The organism is Pseudomonas pharyngis (assembly GCF_021602345.1).
Classification (GTDB): Bacteria; Pseudomonadota; Gammaproteobacteria; order Pseudomonadales; family Pseudomonadaceae; genus Aquipseudomonas; species Aquipseudomonas pharyngis.
On record NZ_BQID01000014.1, the window covers coordinates 106,181 to 119,790 of the forward strand.

Sequence of the window (13,610 nt, forward strand, 5' to 3'; positions counted from 1 at the left end):
GCAAATCTTTTCGGCAGCCGCGCTCAGTCGAACGATGGTTTTGCGAGGGATTCGACCATGGCTGAAGGTTATCGCCACACTTGCCTGTGCGAGTCAGACCGGCTCGGCAACGACGAATTGTATGCCTTGGTCGCGGGCGCCGTCCGGCATGGCCGGGGTGAGGCGCAACAGCTGTTCGCGACGGTGACACCGTTGCTTATCGCCTTCTACGAAGGTCAGGTGCAGGCTGGGCGGATCCGTCGCGAAGACACCGGCAGCCTCGTTCAGCAAGCCTTCAGGGCGCTCTATCAGGAACAGGCCGCCCATGACCCGAGCTTTCCGTTTCGCGCCTGGCTGATCGAAATCGCCCGCTCGACCCTGCTCGACAATCTTGGCCATCGCGGCGCTGATGCCGTGGCCACGGCCGACGCGCTGGCGGGTGCATCTGCACGGGAATGTCATGAACCCACACGGGCCACATGAGCCGCCCTCCACGCTGTGAAATGCTTTTCAGGGAATGCCCATGATCGATATCGAAAAAACCCTCTACTCCGCGCATACCTGCACCACAGGCGGCCGCGAGGGCACAGGACGCAGTGACGATGGCCGACTGGATCTCAAGCTGTCGCCACCGGGTGCGCCCGGCTCCGGAACCAACCCCGAGCAATTGTTCGCCGTGTGCTGGTCAGCCTGTTTCCTCGGCTCACTGCGCCACGCCTGCAATGCGCGCAAGATCGTTTTTCCGGCCATGGCCGGGGTGGATGCTCAAATCGACCTGGTCCACGGCGAGCACGGGTTCTTCCTGCAAGCGAAACTGGCGGTGTCACTGCCGGAGATCGAACCGCAAGTGGCGCAACAACTGATCGACGCGGCACACCAGAACTGCCCCTACTCCAAGGCCACGCGCAACAACATCAAGGTCAGCATCACCCTCGCCTGATCTGTCCCCCGCCGACACCAGAACGCACCGTCTTCCAACCACACCTTCGTACTATCCGGCGACACCATGGTGCAATAGATCGCGCCCGGGGCTTTTGATGTGATGGCGGGAAACCGACAAAAGCCAGGAGTTGCGCATGAACAAGCTGACGACTGCCGCGGGCGCGCCCGTGGTTGATAACAACAACGTACAGACCGCCGGCCCCAGAGGCCCGATGCTGTTGCAGGACGTATGGTTGCTGGAAAAACTGGCGCACTTCGATCGGGAAGTCATCCCCGAGCGGCGCATGCACGCCAAGGGTTCCGGTGCGTTTGGCACCTTCACCGTCACCCACGACATCAGCCGCTTCACCAAGGCCAGACTATTTTCCAGCATGGGCAAGACCACCGATGTGTTCGTCCGCTTCTCGACCGTGGCCGGTGAGCGTGGCGCGGCGGATGCCGAGCGCGATATCCGTGGATTCGCCATCAAGTTCTACACCGAGCAAGGCAACTGGGATCTGGTGGGCAACAACACGCCGGTGTTCTTTCTGCGCGATCCGTTGAAATTCCCCGACCTCAACCATGCGGTCAAACGCGACCCGCGCACCAATATGCGCAGCGCCCGCAACAACTGGGATTTCTGGACGTTACTGCCGGAAGCGCTGCATCAGGTCACGATTGTCATGAGCGATCGTGGCCTGCCGCGCACCTACCGCCACATGCACGGTTTCGGCAGCCACACCTTCAGTTTCATCAGCCCGGCGAACGAACGTTTCTGGGTGAAGTTCACCTGGAAAACCCAACAAGGCATCGAGAACCTGACCGATCAACAAGCCGCAACACTGATCGGCGATGACCGCGAAAGCGCCCAGCGCGACCTGTACAACGCCATCGAAGAAGGCCACTTCCCACAATGGAAGCTCTACGTACAAGTGATGCCGGAGCTGGACGCCGAGACCTACCCGATCAATCCGTTCGACCTGACCAAAGTCTGGCCTCACGCGGATTACCCGCTGATCGAAGTCGGCGTGCTCGAACTCAACCGCAACCCGGACAACTACTTCGCCGACGTCGAACAGGCGGCCTTCAACCCGGCCAACGTGGTGCCCGGCATCAGCTTCTCACCGGACAAAATGCTCCAGGCCCGGCTGTTCTCCTATGGCGATGCCCAGCGCTATCGCGTCGGCGTCAACCATCATCAGATTCCGGTGAACGCGCCGCGCTGCCCGGTCAACAGCTATCACCGTGACGGCCAGATGCGCACCGATGCGAATGCGGGCAGCACAATCGGCTACGAGCCCAACAGCTATGGCGAGTGGGCCGAGCAACCGGATTTCAGCGAACCGCCGCTGGCCCTCAAAGGCAGCGCCGGGCACTGGAACCACCGCGAGGACGACGACTACTTCTCGCAACCAGGCGCGCTGTTCCGGGCCATGTCCCCCGCCCAGCAACAGGTCTTGTTCGAGAACACCGCGCGCTCGATCCATGGCGCCAGCGCCCAGACCCGGCAACGCCACATCGATAACTGCACCCGCGCCGATCCGGCGTACGGTGCAGGCGTTGCGCAGGCCATCGAAGCGCTGGGCTGATCCGCAATGGCGTAAGCAAGGCAAGCAGGACAAGCAGGATTGATCCTGTTTGCCCTGCTGCCGTTGTCAGTCCTCTACGATGCTTTTCGCTTCAAGAAACGCTTCCAGTCCCGACACCCCGAATTCCCTGCCGATCCCCGACTGCTTGACCCCGCCAAACGGCGCGAGCAACTCCGGTGCGATCCGGTTGATCAACACCGAACCGGCCTCCAGGCGCGCAGCGATGCGTCGGCCCCGTTCCGCCTCGCGGGTGAACACATACGCCTGCAATCCGTAGACACTGGCATTGGCGATGCGGATGGCGTGTTCTTCATCGTCATAGGCGATGATCGACAGCACCGGGCCGAAGATCTCTTCCCGGGCAATGTCCATGTCATTGCTGACGTCGGCAAACACCGTGGGCTTGACGAAATAGCCCTGGCTCAGCCCGGCAGGCCGGCCCTCCCCGCCGACGATCAATCGCGCGCCCTGCTCCAGCCCGCGCCGGATAAAACCCTGCACGCGATCAAACTGCGCCTGGTTGACCAACGGGCCGATGGCCGTCGCCGGATCATGGGGATTACCGACCACTATGGCGTCGACCAAGGCTCTTACCCGCTCGATCACCTGCGGCAGGAACGCGCGCGGCACCAACAGCCGTGTGCCGGCGACACAGGCCTGACCGTTATTCATGAAGGCGGCATTCAGGGCCATGGGGATGGCCGCTTCGAGATCCGCGTCGTCGAGCACGATGGACGCCGACTTGCCGGTGAGCGACAGGCTCACCCGCTTCATGGTCTCGATACCCGCGCGGGCAATGAGTTTTCCGGTGGCGGTGGAACCGGTGAACGAAATCTTCGCGATGTGCGGGCTAGTGCTGATCTCGTCGCCCACTTCGCCGCCACGGCCCGAGACAATATTGATCACCCCGTTTGGCAGTTCCGCACGATGCAAGGCGAGCGCGAGCACCTGGGTCTGCAACGGGCTGAGTTCGCTCGGCTTGATGACCGAGGCGCAGCCGCCGGCAATCGCCGCCGCCAGTTTGCTGCACACCGTACCGGCGGTGCTGTTCCAGGGCGCGAACAATGCCGATACCCCAACCGGTTCCATCACGACGCTTGCACGGCCCACAGGCCGCACCAGCTCGTAGTTTTCGAGAATCTGCGCCGCGTTGACGAAGGATTGCGAGGCGTACTGGCTGACCCATTGCGCACGGGCCAACGGTGCGCCGTATTCCTCGATGGCGGTGTCGCGTATCTCCTCGGTGCTCTCCAGCACCGCCGCCTGCAGGCGCTTGAGCATGTCGATGCGCTCGGCTTTCGAGGTGCGGCCCATCGTGACTTGCGCACGCTGGGCGGCGGCGATGGCTTGCCTGGCATCGTCGCGATTGGCCAGGGTGACCGTTCCGATGACGGACTCCGTCGCCGGGTTGATGCATTCGATCGTTTCGCGGCCCTGAACGGGCACGAACGCACCATCGATGTAGCTGTGCTTGATAGTCCACATGGCGATTTTCCCAAGGGTTGAAACAGCAACGCCCGGAACATCCGGGCGTTGATCAGGACGACAGTTCAGTCGGGTAATGACTCGCGGCTGAAGGCTTGCACCTCCTGGATCAGACCACGAGCGGCCATTTCCACCAGTTGCCGGCCTTTTTCCGGCGAAGCCTGGGCCGGGTCCGAGCCCATGCGGCCGTCCGGGTGACGGGCACGGAAATCCGCCGCTTCCCGGATCGGCCCCCAGTTAGCGATCTGCGGCGCGTAGTCGGCCGACTTGATGGAATCGGGGTAGGCCCATTGGGTCACGGCGATTTCCGAAGGCGTGGCATGAATGCCGTGGCCGGTCGGGAACTGCTCGCGCGCCAGCTCGTTGACCCCTTCCAGGTCCCACCAGTTGCACAGCTTCAGGGCGAACCCGGCTTTGCGTCGGGCAAAACTCGCTTCGGCGTACAGCTCCGAAAACGCCGCTTCGATTGACGCGATGTTGCCGCCGTGGCCATTGAGGAAAAAGATCTTTTCAAAGCCATGGGCGGCCAGCGAACGGGTCCAGTCGGCGATGGCGGCGATGAACGTCGAGGGCCTGAGCGAGATGGTGCCGGGGAAGCCGAGGTGATGTTGCGCCATGCCGATGTTGAAGGTCGGGGCAATCAGGATATCGGCGTTTTTCTGCGCTTCATGGGCGATGATTTCCGGGCACATCCAGTCGGTGCCCAGCAGGCCGGTCGGCCCGTGCTGTTCGTTGGAACCGATCGGGATGACGATGGTGCGGCTGCGTTCGAGGAATTGGGCGATTTCGGACCAGGTCGATAGGTATAAAAGCATCAGGATTTCTCACTCTTCGAAGGTTCCTCGCGGAACGAGGCTGGGTGTTCAGTGCACCTGCAACAGCAGTGTCATTGATAACACCCGCCTCCCTTCGACGACAGAATACGAAGGTATCGGAATCGCGAAAACGCGCTAATCGCGAACGAGAAATTCACGGGGCGATTCACCCATCACCCGTCTGAACATGGCACTGAAAGCACTCTGGCTGGCGTAGCCCAGATCCCGGGCAATCACCCCGACGGATTGCCCCTTGTCGAGCCGGTCGATGGCGGTCGCCAGCCGCACCTGCTGCAGCCAGTGGCGGAAATTCAGGCCGGTTTCATTGACGAACAGGCGTATCAGCGTGCGCGAACTGGCACCGACCCGGTCTGCCCAATAGCCGATTGAATGGTCTTGTCCGGGGTCTTGCAGAATCGCCTCGCACACCGTGACCAGTCGCCGGTCGACCGGCCATGGCACTTCGATCGGCAACGTCCGCGCCGCCTGCAATTCACTGAGTATCAACGCCACGATGTGCGCGTTACGGCCTTCCTGCGGATATTCGATCGGCTGCTCGGCCAGGGCCAGAATCAACTCGCGCAGCAGTCCGGGGATCTCCAGCACTTTGCAGTGATGGCCCAGCTCTGCGCAGGCTTGCGGCTCGATGTAGATCGAGCGCATCTTGACCGCGCTGAGCATCAACTGGTCGTGGATCATTCCGGGCGGAATCCACAGCGCCCGCTTCGGCGGCAGGATCCACAAGCCGCGCTCGGTGGCCACTCGCATCACGCCGTTCGAGGCATACAGCAACTGGCCGTGCCGATGCACGTGCGGTTCGTTGTATTCGCCGGTGGCCTGATCGCGCACCAATACGGTCATTACGCGCGGCACATCCTGATAGTCGGGATATCGTTCGCTGCGCGGCGCGGACTCACGCTGGGCGATGACCTTGCGCACCTCTCGCTTCATCGGCTGGAGTCTCCTGAAAACTGACCTAGATCGTCGTAAAGCGGCGATTGTCACTTTGGCGACAAACCCTGGCATTTGCCATGGCCGGCCCATTGTTAGCCTTGCGCTCATTGTTCATCAATGAGGCCTTTCCCATGGCAATCACCCGCAATCTCTCCGGCCACCAGCAGAGCGTCACGGCGGTGATCGGCCTGCTGATCCTGTCCATCGCCCTGCGGCCGCCGATCATTTCGGTGGGGCCGATTCTGTTGCTGATCCAGCAGCACTTTCAGTTGAGCTACACCCAGGCCGCGCTGCTGACCTCGATTCCTGACGTGTGCATGGGTGTGTTCGCGCTGGTGGTTCCGAGCCTGGCCAGGCGCTTCGGGATCGATCGCAGTGTGGTGGTCGCCCTGACGTTGTTGGGCGCCTCGACCTTGTTGCGGGCGATCTCGCCGAATGCATTCTTCCTGCTCGGCAGTACGTTCTTTGCCAGCATCGGCATTGCGGTTGCCGGCGCGATGACCGGCGCGTGGATCAAGACTCACTTTGCGCAACGCCCGGCGCTGTTCATGGGCATCTATGCCGGCGGCTTGAGTCTGGGCGCGACCCTCGCGGCGGTGCTCAGCGCACCGATTGCCGAGCTGGCGCAGGACTGGCGGGTCAGCGCCGGGTTCTGGAGCGTGCTGTGCCTCACCGCCATCGCCAGTTGGGTGTGGATGGCACGCCGTTTTGCGACACCGGCGCCCACCGTGAAATCGCCATCGAGCCCGAGCAAACGCCTGCCCTGGGGCAATCCGCAGGCCTGGCTGATCGCGTTGAATTTCGGGGCCGGGCAATTCGTGGTCTACGCCCTCTTCGCCTGGATGGCGCCCGCCTCGGTGGAAGCGGCCACATCGAGTGTTTCCCCGGGCGTCCTGCTGGGCATTTTTACTGCAGTGTTCGCCGTGGCCAGCGTGGGGGCGGGCCTGATTCCGGGCAAGGCCCACGACCGGCGCGGTTTGCTCGGGTTGTCGGCGTTGCTGGCCCTGCTCGGGGTGGGCGGCATGGCGTTCCTGCCGGCGTACTGGCCGATGCTGTATGTGGTACTCGCGGCCATCGGCCTGGGCATGGGCTTCACCGTGGCCATGACCTTGCCGCTGGATCACGCCCGCACCAGCGAACAGGCCGGATTGTGGACGGTGTTCATGTTGTTCATCGGTTACCTGATCGCCGCGCTCGGGCCGCTGCTGTTCGGTGCCCTGCGCGAATACGCCGGACACTATGGCCCGGCGTACACCTTGCTGTTCGCGGTACTGCTGTTGATGCTCGGCATCACCCCCCTGCTCAGACTGGCACCGGCAACTTCGCCGCAGGTGTCCGTTGCCTGAGCGGGGGGTGACAGACCTGCGACGCGCCTCGGCACGTCGCAGGGTTTCAGTTGGCCGCCGCGGCTTTTTCAATCAGCCGGGCCACCGGTGCCGGGTTCGACACCATCACCACGTGCGAGGCGCCCTTCACCACCACAACGGCCTTGGCATCTGCACGCTTGGCCATGAACGCCATCGCCTGGGGCGGGATGTTCTTGTCCTGGTCGCCGTAGATGTACCACGACGGAATGTGCTTCCAGGCCGGCGTTCCGGCCTGCTCGTTCAGCGCCGCTTCGGTGACCGGGCGCTGGGTCGCGGCCATCAGCGCCGCTTGTGCAGCCGGGACATCGGCGGCGAACTGGTCGTGGAACTTGCTCTGCTGGATGTACAGGTCCTTGCCGCCGTCGGCCAGCGCAACGGGTGGTGCCAGCGTTGGTCCGAGGGTGCTGCCGGGAAACTTGCCGGCCAGCCCGGCAACGGTTTCACCGGCCTCGGGGGCAAAGGCGCTGACGTAGACCAGCGCTTTGACATTGGCATGATCGTTGGCCGCATCACTGATGACGTTGCCGCCATAGGAGTGACCGACCAGCACCACCGGCGACTGGATGCTGCTGAGCAACGCCGATACCGCTGCGCCATCGCTCTTGACGCCGCGCAGCGGATTGGCGGCGGCGATCACCGTGTAGCCATCCTTCTCGAGAATCTTCGCCACGCCGTTCCAGCTCGACGCGTCGGCAAACGCGCCGTGCACCAGCACCACCGTGGGTTTGGCGGTTTGGGCGAAGGCATTGGCGCCCAGGCACAGGCCCGCAGCGATGCTCAGTGCAATCAGTGTTTTTTTCATCGGGATGTTCCTCGTATGACGGATTCAGGGAGCGTATCGAGTGAAGACAAAATCGCGGTTCTGCACCCGCGCCTGATGGCAGGCAAAGCAGGTCTGGTGCTGGGCTTCGTCGGCGGGTTTGCCGTTAATGAAACGGCCGAATCCCCAGCCACCGGTCGAGGCGTATTTGCGCGAGTCTTTGACCATCACCTGAACGGTGGTGGCCGCTCCCGGAATCGAGGCCGGCTCGAACTCCGGCGACTGCACGTGTTTCCACGCCAGCTTCACCAGCACCGTGCCGTCGGGAAACGGCAGCGTCTTGCTCTGATAAGCCTTGATCGCCCGGTCATTGCCCAACACCGCGCGCAGTTCATCCAGCGGCGCGGCTTCCTGGGCCGGGGCAATCAGCGCCCACTGCCGATAGTTTTTCGGCAGCTTCACGCCGTAGATCGGCGAGGCATCGCCGTCATCGGCCTCGCCCAACGCGACACCGGTGGCCGCCAGTGCCGCGAGCGCAATGGCCGCTGGCAACACGGCCCAATGGTTGAATTTCATGGTCGGATCCCCTTCGGCCGGCAATCAGAGATGATCGGCATCGATCACCGCCTGGGCGAACGCTTGCGGCGCTTCCTGCGGCAGGTTGTGGCCGATGCCGCCGCTGATCAGCCGGTACTCGTACTTGCCGGTAAAGCGTTTGGCGTAGGCCTCGGCCGGTGGGTGCGGCGCACCATTGGCGTCGCCCTCCAAGGTGATGGTCGGCACGCTGATCGAGGGGAATGCCGCGAGTTTTTTCTCCAGCGAATCGTATTGCGCTTCCCCTTTGATCAGCCCCAGGCGCCAGCGGTAGTTGAAGATCGACACCGCGACGTGATCCGGATTCTGCAACGCGGCGGCGCTGCGCTCGTAAGTCGCGTCGTCGAAGGTCCACTTCGGCGAGGCCAGCTGCCAGATCAGTTTGGCGAAGTCGTGGGTGTTCTTTTCGTAGCCCAGACGGCCACGCTCGGTCGCAAAGTAGAACTGATACCACCACTGCAACTCCGCCGCCGGCGGCAGCGGCGTCTTGCCCGCCTCCTGGCTGCCGATCAGGTAACCGCTCACCGCCACCAGCGCTTTCACCCGCTCGGGCCAGAGCGCGGCGACGATGTCGGCAGTACGCGCGCCCCAGTCATAGCCGCCAAGCACGGCCTGCTTGATCTTCAGGGCGTCCATGAAGTCGATCAGATCTTTGGCCAGCGCCGCCGGCTGACCGTTGCGCACGGTTTTGGCAGACAGGAAACGCGTGTCGCCATAGCCGCGCGCGTAGGGGATCAGCACCCGATAGCCCTTCTGCGCCAGCGCCGGGGCGACATCGGTGTAGCTGTGAATATCGTAGGGCCAGCCGTGCAGCAGGATGACCACCGGACCGTCGGCCGGACCGACTTCGGCGTAGGAAACGTCCAGCAGTCCGGCCTTGACGTGTTTCAGCGCGCCGAACGAAACATGGGTGCCGGCAGTAATGGCGTCGATCTTGCCGGCGGGCACTTCGGCGGCGCTGGCGTATGCCGAAGCGATGCCCAGCGCAAGCGCCAGGATCGAACCGGCGAGCACGCGCCGGGATGGGGTTACAGCCTTAAAGTCAGTCATGCCGAGTCTCCCTCGTGAACCGCCGGGCGGCGGTTCCGGGCTTTGTGGTCAAGGGGTTAGGGTTGAAGTGCTTGCGGATTGCAGGGTTAGCGGGCTGCCTGCGCAGCGGTTTTCTGCGCGGCCGCGCGCAGTGGCCGGAAGGCTTCGCGCAGTTCTTCGCTGAACAGTTGCGGTTGCTCCCATGCCGCGAAGTGACCGCCCTTGCTGACTTCACTGAAGTAGGCCAGCGACGGATAGGCGCGCTGCGACCAGACTTTCGGCGCGCGGTAGATTTCGTGGGGGAACACGGTGATCGCCACCGGCACCTTGATGTCGGCAGTCTTCTGCGCGGCGGCGCTGAAGTTATTGTTGTTGTTCTCCCAGTAGAAACGGGAGGACGACGCCCCGCTGTCGGTCAGCCAGTACAGGCTGATGTCGTCGAGCATTTCATCGCGGCTCAGGACCTTCTCGGGCTGACCGTCGCTGTCGGCCCACGCGGCGAATTTTTCATACATCCACGCGGCCGTGCCGGCGGGCGAGTCGGCCAGCAGATAACCGATGGTCTGCGGTCGGGTCACCATCATCGCGCCATACGCGGCGTTGCGACCGAAGAACTGGCTGAGCGAGTTGAAGGCCGTCACCTCCGGCGCGGTCAGTCCGGCCGGGGCCGGGTCGCCGCTGTTGATCGGCTTGACCAGTTCCGGCGGCACGGTGGCCGGCATGTTCAGGTGGATGCCCAGCAAACCGGGCGGCGCCAGACGACCCAGTGCGTCGGAAATCACCGAGCCGTGATCGCCGCCCTGGGACACGTAATGGCTGTAGCCCAGACGTTTCATCAACACATCCCAGGCCTTCGCCACCCGGTCAGGGCCCCAGCCGAGCTCGGTCGGTTTGCCGGAGAAACCATGGCCGGGAATCGACGGGATCACCACATCGAACGAGTCCTCGACCTTGCCGCCATAGGCCACGGGATCGGTCAGCGGGCCGATGGTCTTGAGGAATTCGAACTGCGAACCCGGCCAGCCGTGGGTGAGGATCAATGGCATCGCATTGGGGTTGCGCGAACGCACATGGATGAACTGGATGTCGACGCCGTCGATGGTGGTCACAAACTCCGGCAAGGCGTTGAGCTTCGCTTCAGCCTTGCGCCAGTCATAGCCGTCGCCCCAATACTTCACCAACGCCTGGACCTGCGCCAGTTGCACTCCCTGGGACACGTCGCCGACCGTTTCCTTGTCCGGCCAGCGAGTGTCGGCGATGCGTTTGCGCAGGTCGCTCAATTTCGCTTCGTCCACATGAATGGTGTACGGGCGAATGGCTTGCGCCGGATCCGCTGCCGGGGTCGCGGCCCAGACGCCGCTGCTGCCCGCGAGTACGGCAAGGCCGAGCACGCCGCCCCTGATGGATGACGCCAGGCAATGGCGCCAGGTAAGACCGGACGAAACCGCAACCATGATGGATCTCCTTGTAGTCATTATTCGAAAGGCATCGCCAATCGGATCAGACCACTGCGCTGGCACCGGGGCGATTACACGATGGTGTCGGTCGATACCTTGGTATGACGCGCAGGCCTGGCGCGCAAAATCGCGCTCGAATTCAGCAGCGGTTAACGGGCAGAATGCGGCGGGGAAAAGACCCATTTGAATCACAGAGCGGAACAAGGATCGCGGATGCGTGGGGAAACAGCGCTCGAACGCCTGAGCGGCACGCCATCGACCACTTCGCAGTGGTGGGTGATCGGGCTGTGCATGCTGTTCAACGTGATCGACGGACTCGACGTGATGGCCATGGCCTTCACCGCCAGCCGGGTTGCGGCCGAATGGGCGTTGAGCGGCGCGCAACTGGGCCTGTTGTTGAGCGCAAGCCTGGTCGGGATGGCGCTCGGTTCGCTGCTGGCCGCGCCCAGGGCCGACCGCTTCGGGCGCAGACCTTTATTGCTCGCCGGCCTGCTGCTCAGCGGCCTGAGCATGTTGCTGTCGTTCTGGAGCCCGGATCATCACGTATTGATGCTTTTGCGACTGCTGACCGGTATCGGCACGGGGGCGGTGCTGGTGGGGGCGAACGTGCTGACGTTCGAACACGCCAGCCCGCAGCGACGCAATCTGGCGATCGCACTGCAATCCCTCGCCTTTGCCATGGGCGCCAGTCTGGGCGGTGTGCTGGCGCATGTACTCAATGATTTGATGGGCTGGCGGTATGTCTTTCTGGCCGGGGGTTGCATCACGCTGGCGGCGGCATTGGTCGGTGTCTTCTGGCTGCGAGAATCGCCGTCATTTCTGGCACTTGAACAGCGCGCGCCTGCTCCTCCACTGTCGCCGGACATCGCTAACCGGCCGTTTTCGCCCGGTCAGTGGCAACAGACTCTATCGCTGGCATTGGCACTCTTTCTGTTGATGTTCTGCTTTTACTTCGTGATGAGCTGGACGCCGGCCCTGTTGGTCGACAATGGCTTTACCGACCAACAAGGCGCCCGGATCGGGATGCTGTTGGCGCTGGGTGGCATGCTCGGCGCCCTGCTTCTGGGTCTGGCGGCCAATCGTTACGGCTGCCGACGTTTGTTGTCGGGCTTTCTGCTGCTCAATGCCGCCCTGCTGCCACTGATGCTGCCGGCCACGCGCGTCCCCGGTCTGGCGACACTCGTGGCGGTCACGCTGGGGCTGATGCTCAATGGTGCAGTCGCGGCTCTGTATGTGCTGGCCCCTCAAGCGTTCTGCACGTCGGTCCGTACGACCGGCGTCGGCGTGGTGCTGGCGACCGGGCGTCTGGGGGCGATCATTTCGCCGGTGGTCGCCGGGTTTCTGCTGGATGCCGGATGGACCGCACAACACCTGTTCACGTTTTTCGCCGGTAGCCAGGTGTTGGCGGCCCTGCTGATCTGGCGTGGCGTCAAGGGACGATGATCAGCTTGCCCGTCGTGTTGCGCGACTCGATATCGCGATGGGCCTGTTGCGCATCATCCAGTGAATAACGCTTGCCGATCACGGCTTTCAGTTTGCCGGCACTTACCCATGCGAACAGTTGCCGGGATTTTTCCAGCAGCACCTCGCGGTTGCGCACGTAGTGCATGACCGAGGGATACGTCAGCTTGATGCTGCGCGGCATGCTGAAGATATCGATCGGCGGGGTCGGGTTCATGAACGGTCCGTACAAGGCCAGGGTGCCGAAATAATCCAGCAGCTCCAGCGAGTCGGCAAACCCCTCCGCGCCCGTGCCGTCGTACACCACATTCACCCGCTGCCCGTCGGTCAGGCGCATGACCTGGGCGGCAATGTTTTGCGCCCGCCCGATCACCACATAGTCCGCCCCCGCCGCGAGCACCGCCTCGACCTTGTCGGCATGAGAAACCCGGCCTATGACCTTGCCGCCCAGCAGCTTGATCAACTGGGTCAGCATCAGCCCCACGCCCCCGGCCGCCGCATGCACCAAGGCTACGTCGCCCGGCTGGATCGCATGCACCTTGTCCACCAGATTGCTGGCGGTGAGGCCCTGCATCATCAGGCTGGCGGCGGTGGCGAAGTCGATATCGTCCGGCAGCGGCACCAACTGGCTGACCGGGGCGATCACCTGTTCGGCGTAGCTGCCCGGCACGTAATGCCAGGCCACGCGGTCACCGACAGCGAACTCCGTCACCTGCGGGCCGCTGGCCAGGACGACGCCGGCGCCTTCTGCACCCAGCGTCAGCGGCAGTTCCCAGGCAGCGCCGAGCCCGCGTCGGGCACCGGTGTCCATGAAATTGATACCCGCCGCCATGACCTTGACCAGGACTTGTCCGGGCCCCGGTTCTGCCAGTTGAATGTCCTGCACCGTCAACACTTCGGGCCCGCCAAAGGCCTGGATAACCACTGCTTTCATAATGTTCTGCCCTGTCATCGGGACGACCGGTCCTGCTGCCTTTCGGGTGGCAGGAGCGCGGACGTCACGTTGCTTTCACTCAACGTCGAAGGACGTTGAAACCAGGGCCAAGGCTGCGCGGCGGATGTATCCCGGCGGTTTCGCCAACCCGGCGCTGTGCATGCTTGTATGGCTTGAGGGGCCGTAGATACAGTGGCTTACAAAAGCGCCACTGTGATGCCCATCGCAGTGTGCAATGTCGGCCGATATTCGCCACGGGCGACAC

At 63.3% G+C, this 13,610-nt stretch carries 13 protein-coding genes; 5 read left to right on the forward strand and 8 right to left on the reverse strand.

Annotated elements, in window-relative coordinates:
* The first annotated feature begins 57 nt into the window (after nucleotides 1–57).
* From L6D74_RS24315 to L6D74_RS24325, 3 genes are all read left to right on the forward strand, one after another.
* Complete coding sequence (locus tag L6D74_RS24315; RefSeq protein ID WP_064595653.1) at nucleotides 58–462, forward strand: hypothetical protein; 405 nt, start codon at nucleotides 58–60, stop codon at nucleotides 460–462.
* A gap of 40 nt (nucleotides 463–502) precedes the next feature.
* Nucleotides 503–919 carry an organic hydroperoxide resistance protein gene (locus tag L6D74_RS24320; RefSeq protein WP_085610216.1) on the forward strand — a complete coding sequence of 139 codons (417 nt, stop codon included), beginning with the start codon at nucleotides 503–505 and terminating at the stop codon, nucleotides 917–919.
* A gap of 136 nt (nucleotides 920–1,055) precedes the next feature.
* Nucleotides 1,056–2,489 carry a catalase gene (locus tag L6D74_RS24325; protein ID WP_236190779.1) on the forward strand — a complete coding sequence of 478 codons (1,434 nt, stop codon included), beginning with the start codon at nucleotides 1,056–1,058 and terminating at the stop codon, nucleotides 2,487–2,489.
* A 66-nt stretch (nucleotides 2,490–2,555) separates the two neighbouring features.
* Here L6D74_RS24325 and L6D74_RS24330 read toward each other — a convergent pair whose 3' ends face one another.
* The 3 genes from L6D74_RS24330 to L6D74_RS24340 all read right to left on the reverse strand — a co-directional run bounded on the left by L6D74_RS24330 (nucleotide 2,556) and on the right by L6D74_RS24340 (nucleotide 5,740).
* Nucleotides 2,556–3,974, reverse strand: coding sequence for an aldehyde dehydrogenase family protein (locus L6D74_RS24330; protein ID WP_236190780.1), 1,419 nt, complete (start codon nucleotides 3,972–3,974; stop codon nucleotides 2,556–2,558).
* A 65-nt stretch (nucleotides 3,975–4,039) separates the two neighbouring features.
* Nucleotides 4,040–4,789, reverse strand: a complete 750-nt coding sequence (locus L6D74_RS24335) for a creatininase family protein (protein WP_236190781.1) — start codon at nucleotides 4,787–4,789, stop codon at nucleotides 4,040–4,042.
* Between the two features lie 135 nt (nucleotides 4,790–4,924).
* A complete protein-coding gene (locus L6D74_RS24340; protein WP_236190782.1) occupies nucleotides 4,925–5,740 on the reverse strand; it encodes an AraC family transcriptional regulator in 816 nt (271 codons plus the stop codon).
* 134 nt (nucleotides 5,741–5,874) lie between these two features.
* Between L6D74_RS24340 and L6D74_RS24345 the strand changes: the two genes are divergently transcribed.
* Nucleotides 5,875–7,089, forward strand: a complete 1,215-nt coding sequence (locus L6D74_RS24345; RefSeq protein ID WP_236190783.1) for an MFS transporter — start codon at nucleotides 5,875–5,877, stop codon at nucleotides 7,087–7,089.
* 46 nt (nucleotides 7,090–7,135) lie between these two features.
* Here L6D74_RS24345 and L6D74_RS24350 read toward each other — a convergent pair whose 3' ends face one another.
* The 4 genes from L6D74_RS24350 to L6D74_RS24365 all read right to left on the reverse strand — a co-directional run bounded on the left by L6D74_RS24350 (nucleotide 7,136) and on the right by L6D74_RS24365 (nucleotide 10,947).
* Nucleotides 7,136–7,912 (reverse strand): alpha/beta fold hydrolase, encoded by a 777-nt coding sequence (locus L6D74_RS24350; RefSeq protein ID WP_236190784.1) that lies wholly within the window; start codon nucleotides 7,910–7,912, stop codon nucleotides 7,136–7,138.
* Nucleotides 7,913–7,936: 24 nt separating this feature from the next.
* Entirely contained in the window at nucleotides 7,937–8,446 is a 510-nt protein-coding gene (locus tag L6D74_RS24355) for a cytochrome P460 family protein (RefSeq protein ID WP_236190785.1), read from the reverse strand.
* 24 nt (nucleotides 8,447–8,470) lie between these two features.
* Nucleotides 8,471–9,514 (reverse strand): alpha/beta fold hydrolase, encoded by a 1,044-nt coding sequence (locus tag L6D74_RS24360; protein WP_236190786.1) that lies wholly within the window; start codon nucleotides 9,512–9,514, stop codon nucleotides 8,471–8,473.
* Between the two features lie 86 nt (nucleotides 9,515–9,600).
* Nucleotides 9,601–10,947, reverse strand: coding sequence for an epoxide hydrolase family protein (locus tag L6D74_RS24365; RefSeq protein WP_236190788.1), 1,347 nt, complete (start codon nucleotides 10,945–10,947; stop codon nucleotides 9,601–9,603).
* 216 nt (nucleotides 10,948–11,163) lie between these two features.
* Between L6D74_RS24365 and L6D74_RS24370 the strand changes: the two genes are divergently transcribed.
* Nucleotides 11,164–12,393 (forward strand): MFS transporter, encoded by a 1,230-nt coding sequence (locus tag L6D74_RS24370; RefSeq protein ID WP_236190789.1) that lies wholly within the window; start codon nucleotides 11,164–11,166, stop codon nucleotides 12,391–12,393.
* Here L6D74_RS24370 and L6D74_RS24375 read toward each other — a convergent pair.
* Nucleotides 12,380–13,345 carry a quinone oxidoreductase family protein gene (locus L6D74_RS24375; protein WP_064595626.1) on the reverse strand — a complete coding sequence of 322 codons (966 nt, stop codon included), beginning with the start codon at nucleotides 13,343–13,345 and terminating at the stop codon, nucleotides 12,380–12,382. The genes L6D74_RS24370 and L6D74_RS24375 overlap by 14 nt on opposite strands.
* Between the last annotated feature and the right edge of the window lie 265 nt (nucleotides 13,346–13,610).

What these genes read in the sequence shown, in the direction of transcription:
- L6D74_RS24315 (WP_064595653.1), top strand. Translation starts at nt 58, where the DNA reads ATGGCTGAAGGTTATCGCCACACTTGCCTGTGCGAGTCAGACCGGCTC.
- L6D74_RS24320 (WP_085610216.1), top strand. Translation starts at nt 503, where the DNA reads ATGATCGATATCGAAAAAACCCTCTACTCCGCGCATACCTGCACCACA.
- L6D74_RS24325 (WP_236190779.1), top strand. Translation starts at nt 1,056, where the DNA reads ATGAACAAGCTGACGACTGCCGCGGGCGCGCCCGTGGTTGATAACAAC.
- L6D74_RS24330 (WP_236190780.1), bottom strand. Translation starts at nt 3,974, where the DNA reads ATGTGGACTATCAAGCACAGCTACATCGATGGTGCGTTCGTGCCCGTT.
- L6D74_RS24335 (WP_236190781.1), bottom strand. Translation starts at nt 4,789, where the DNA reads ATGCTTTTATACCTATCGACCTGGTCCGAAATCGCCCAATTCCTCGAA.
- L6D74_RS24340 (WP_236190782.1), bottom strand. Translation starts at nt 5,740, where the DNA reads ATGAAGCGAGAGGTGCGCAAGGTCATCGCCCAGCGTGAGTCCGCGCCG.
- L6D74_RS24345 (WP_236190783.1), top strand. Translation starts at nt 5,875, where the DNA reads ATGGCAATCACCCGCAATCTCTCCGGCCACCAGCAGAGCGTCACGGCG.
- L6D74_RS24350 (WP_236190784.1), bottom strand. Translation starts at nt 7,912, where the DNA reads ATGAAAAAAACACTGATTGCACTGAGCATCGCTGCGGGCCTGTGCCTG.
- L6D74_RS24355 (WP_236190785.1), bottom strand. Translation starts at nt 8,446, where the DNA reads ATGAAATTCAACCATTGGGCCGTGTTGCCAGCGGCCATTGCGCTCGCG.
- L6D74_RS24360 (WP_236190786.1), bottom strand. Translation starts at nt 9,514, where the DNA reads ATGACTGACTTTAAGGCTGTAACCCCATCCCGGCGCGTGCTCGCCGGT.
- L6D74_RS24365 (WP_236190788.1), bottom strand. Translation starts at nt 10,947, where the DNA reads ATGGTTGCGGTTTCGTCCGGTCTTACCTGGCGCCATTGCCTGGCGTCA.
- L6D74_RS24370 (WP_236190789.1), top strand. Translation starts at nt 11,164, where the DNA reads ATGCGTGGGGAAACAGCGCTCGAACGCCTGAGCGGCACGCCATCGACC.
- L6D74_RS24375 (WP_064595626.1), bottom strand. Translation starts at nt 13,345, where the DNA reads ATGAAAGCAGTGGTTATCCAGGCCTTTGGCGGGCCCGAAGTGTTGACG.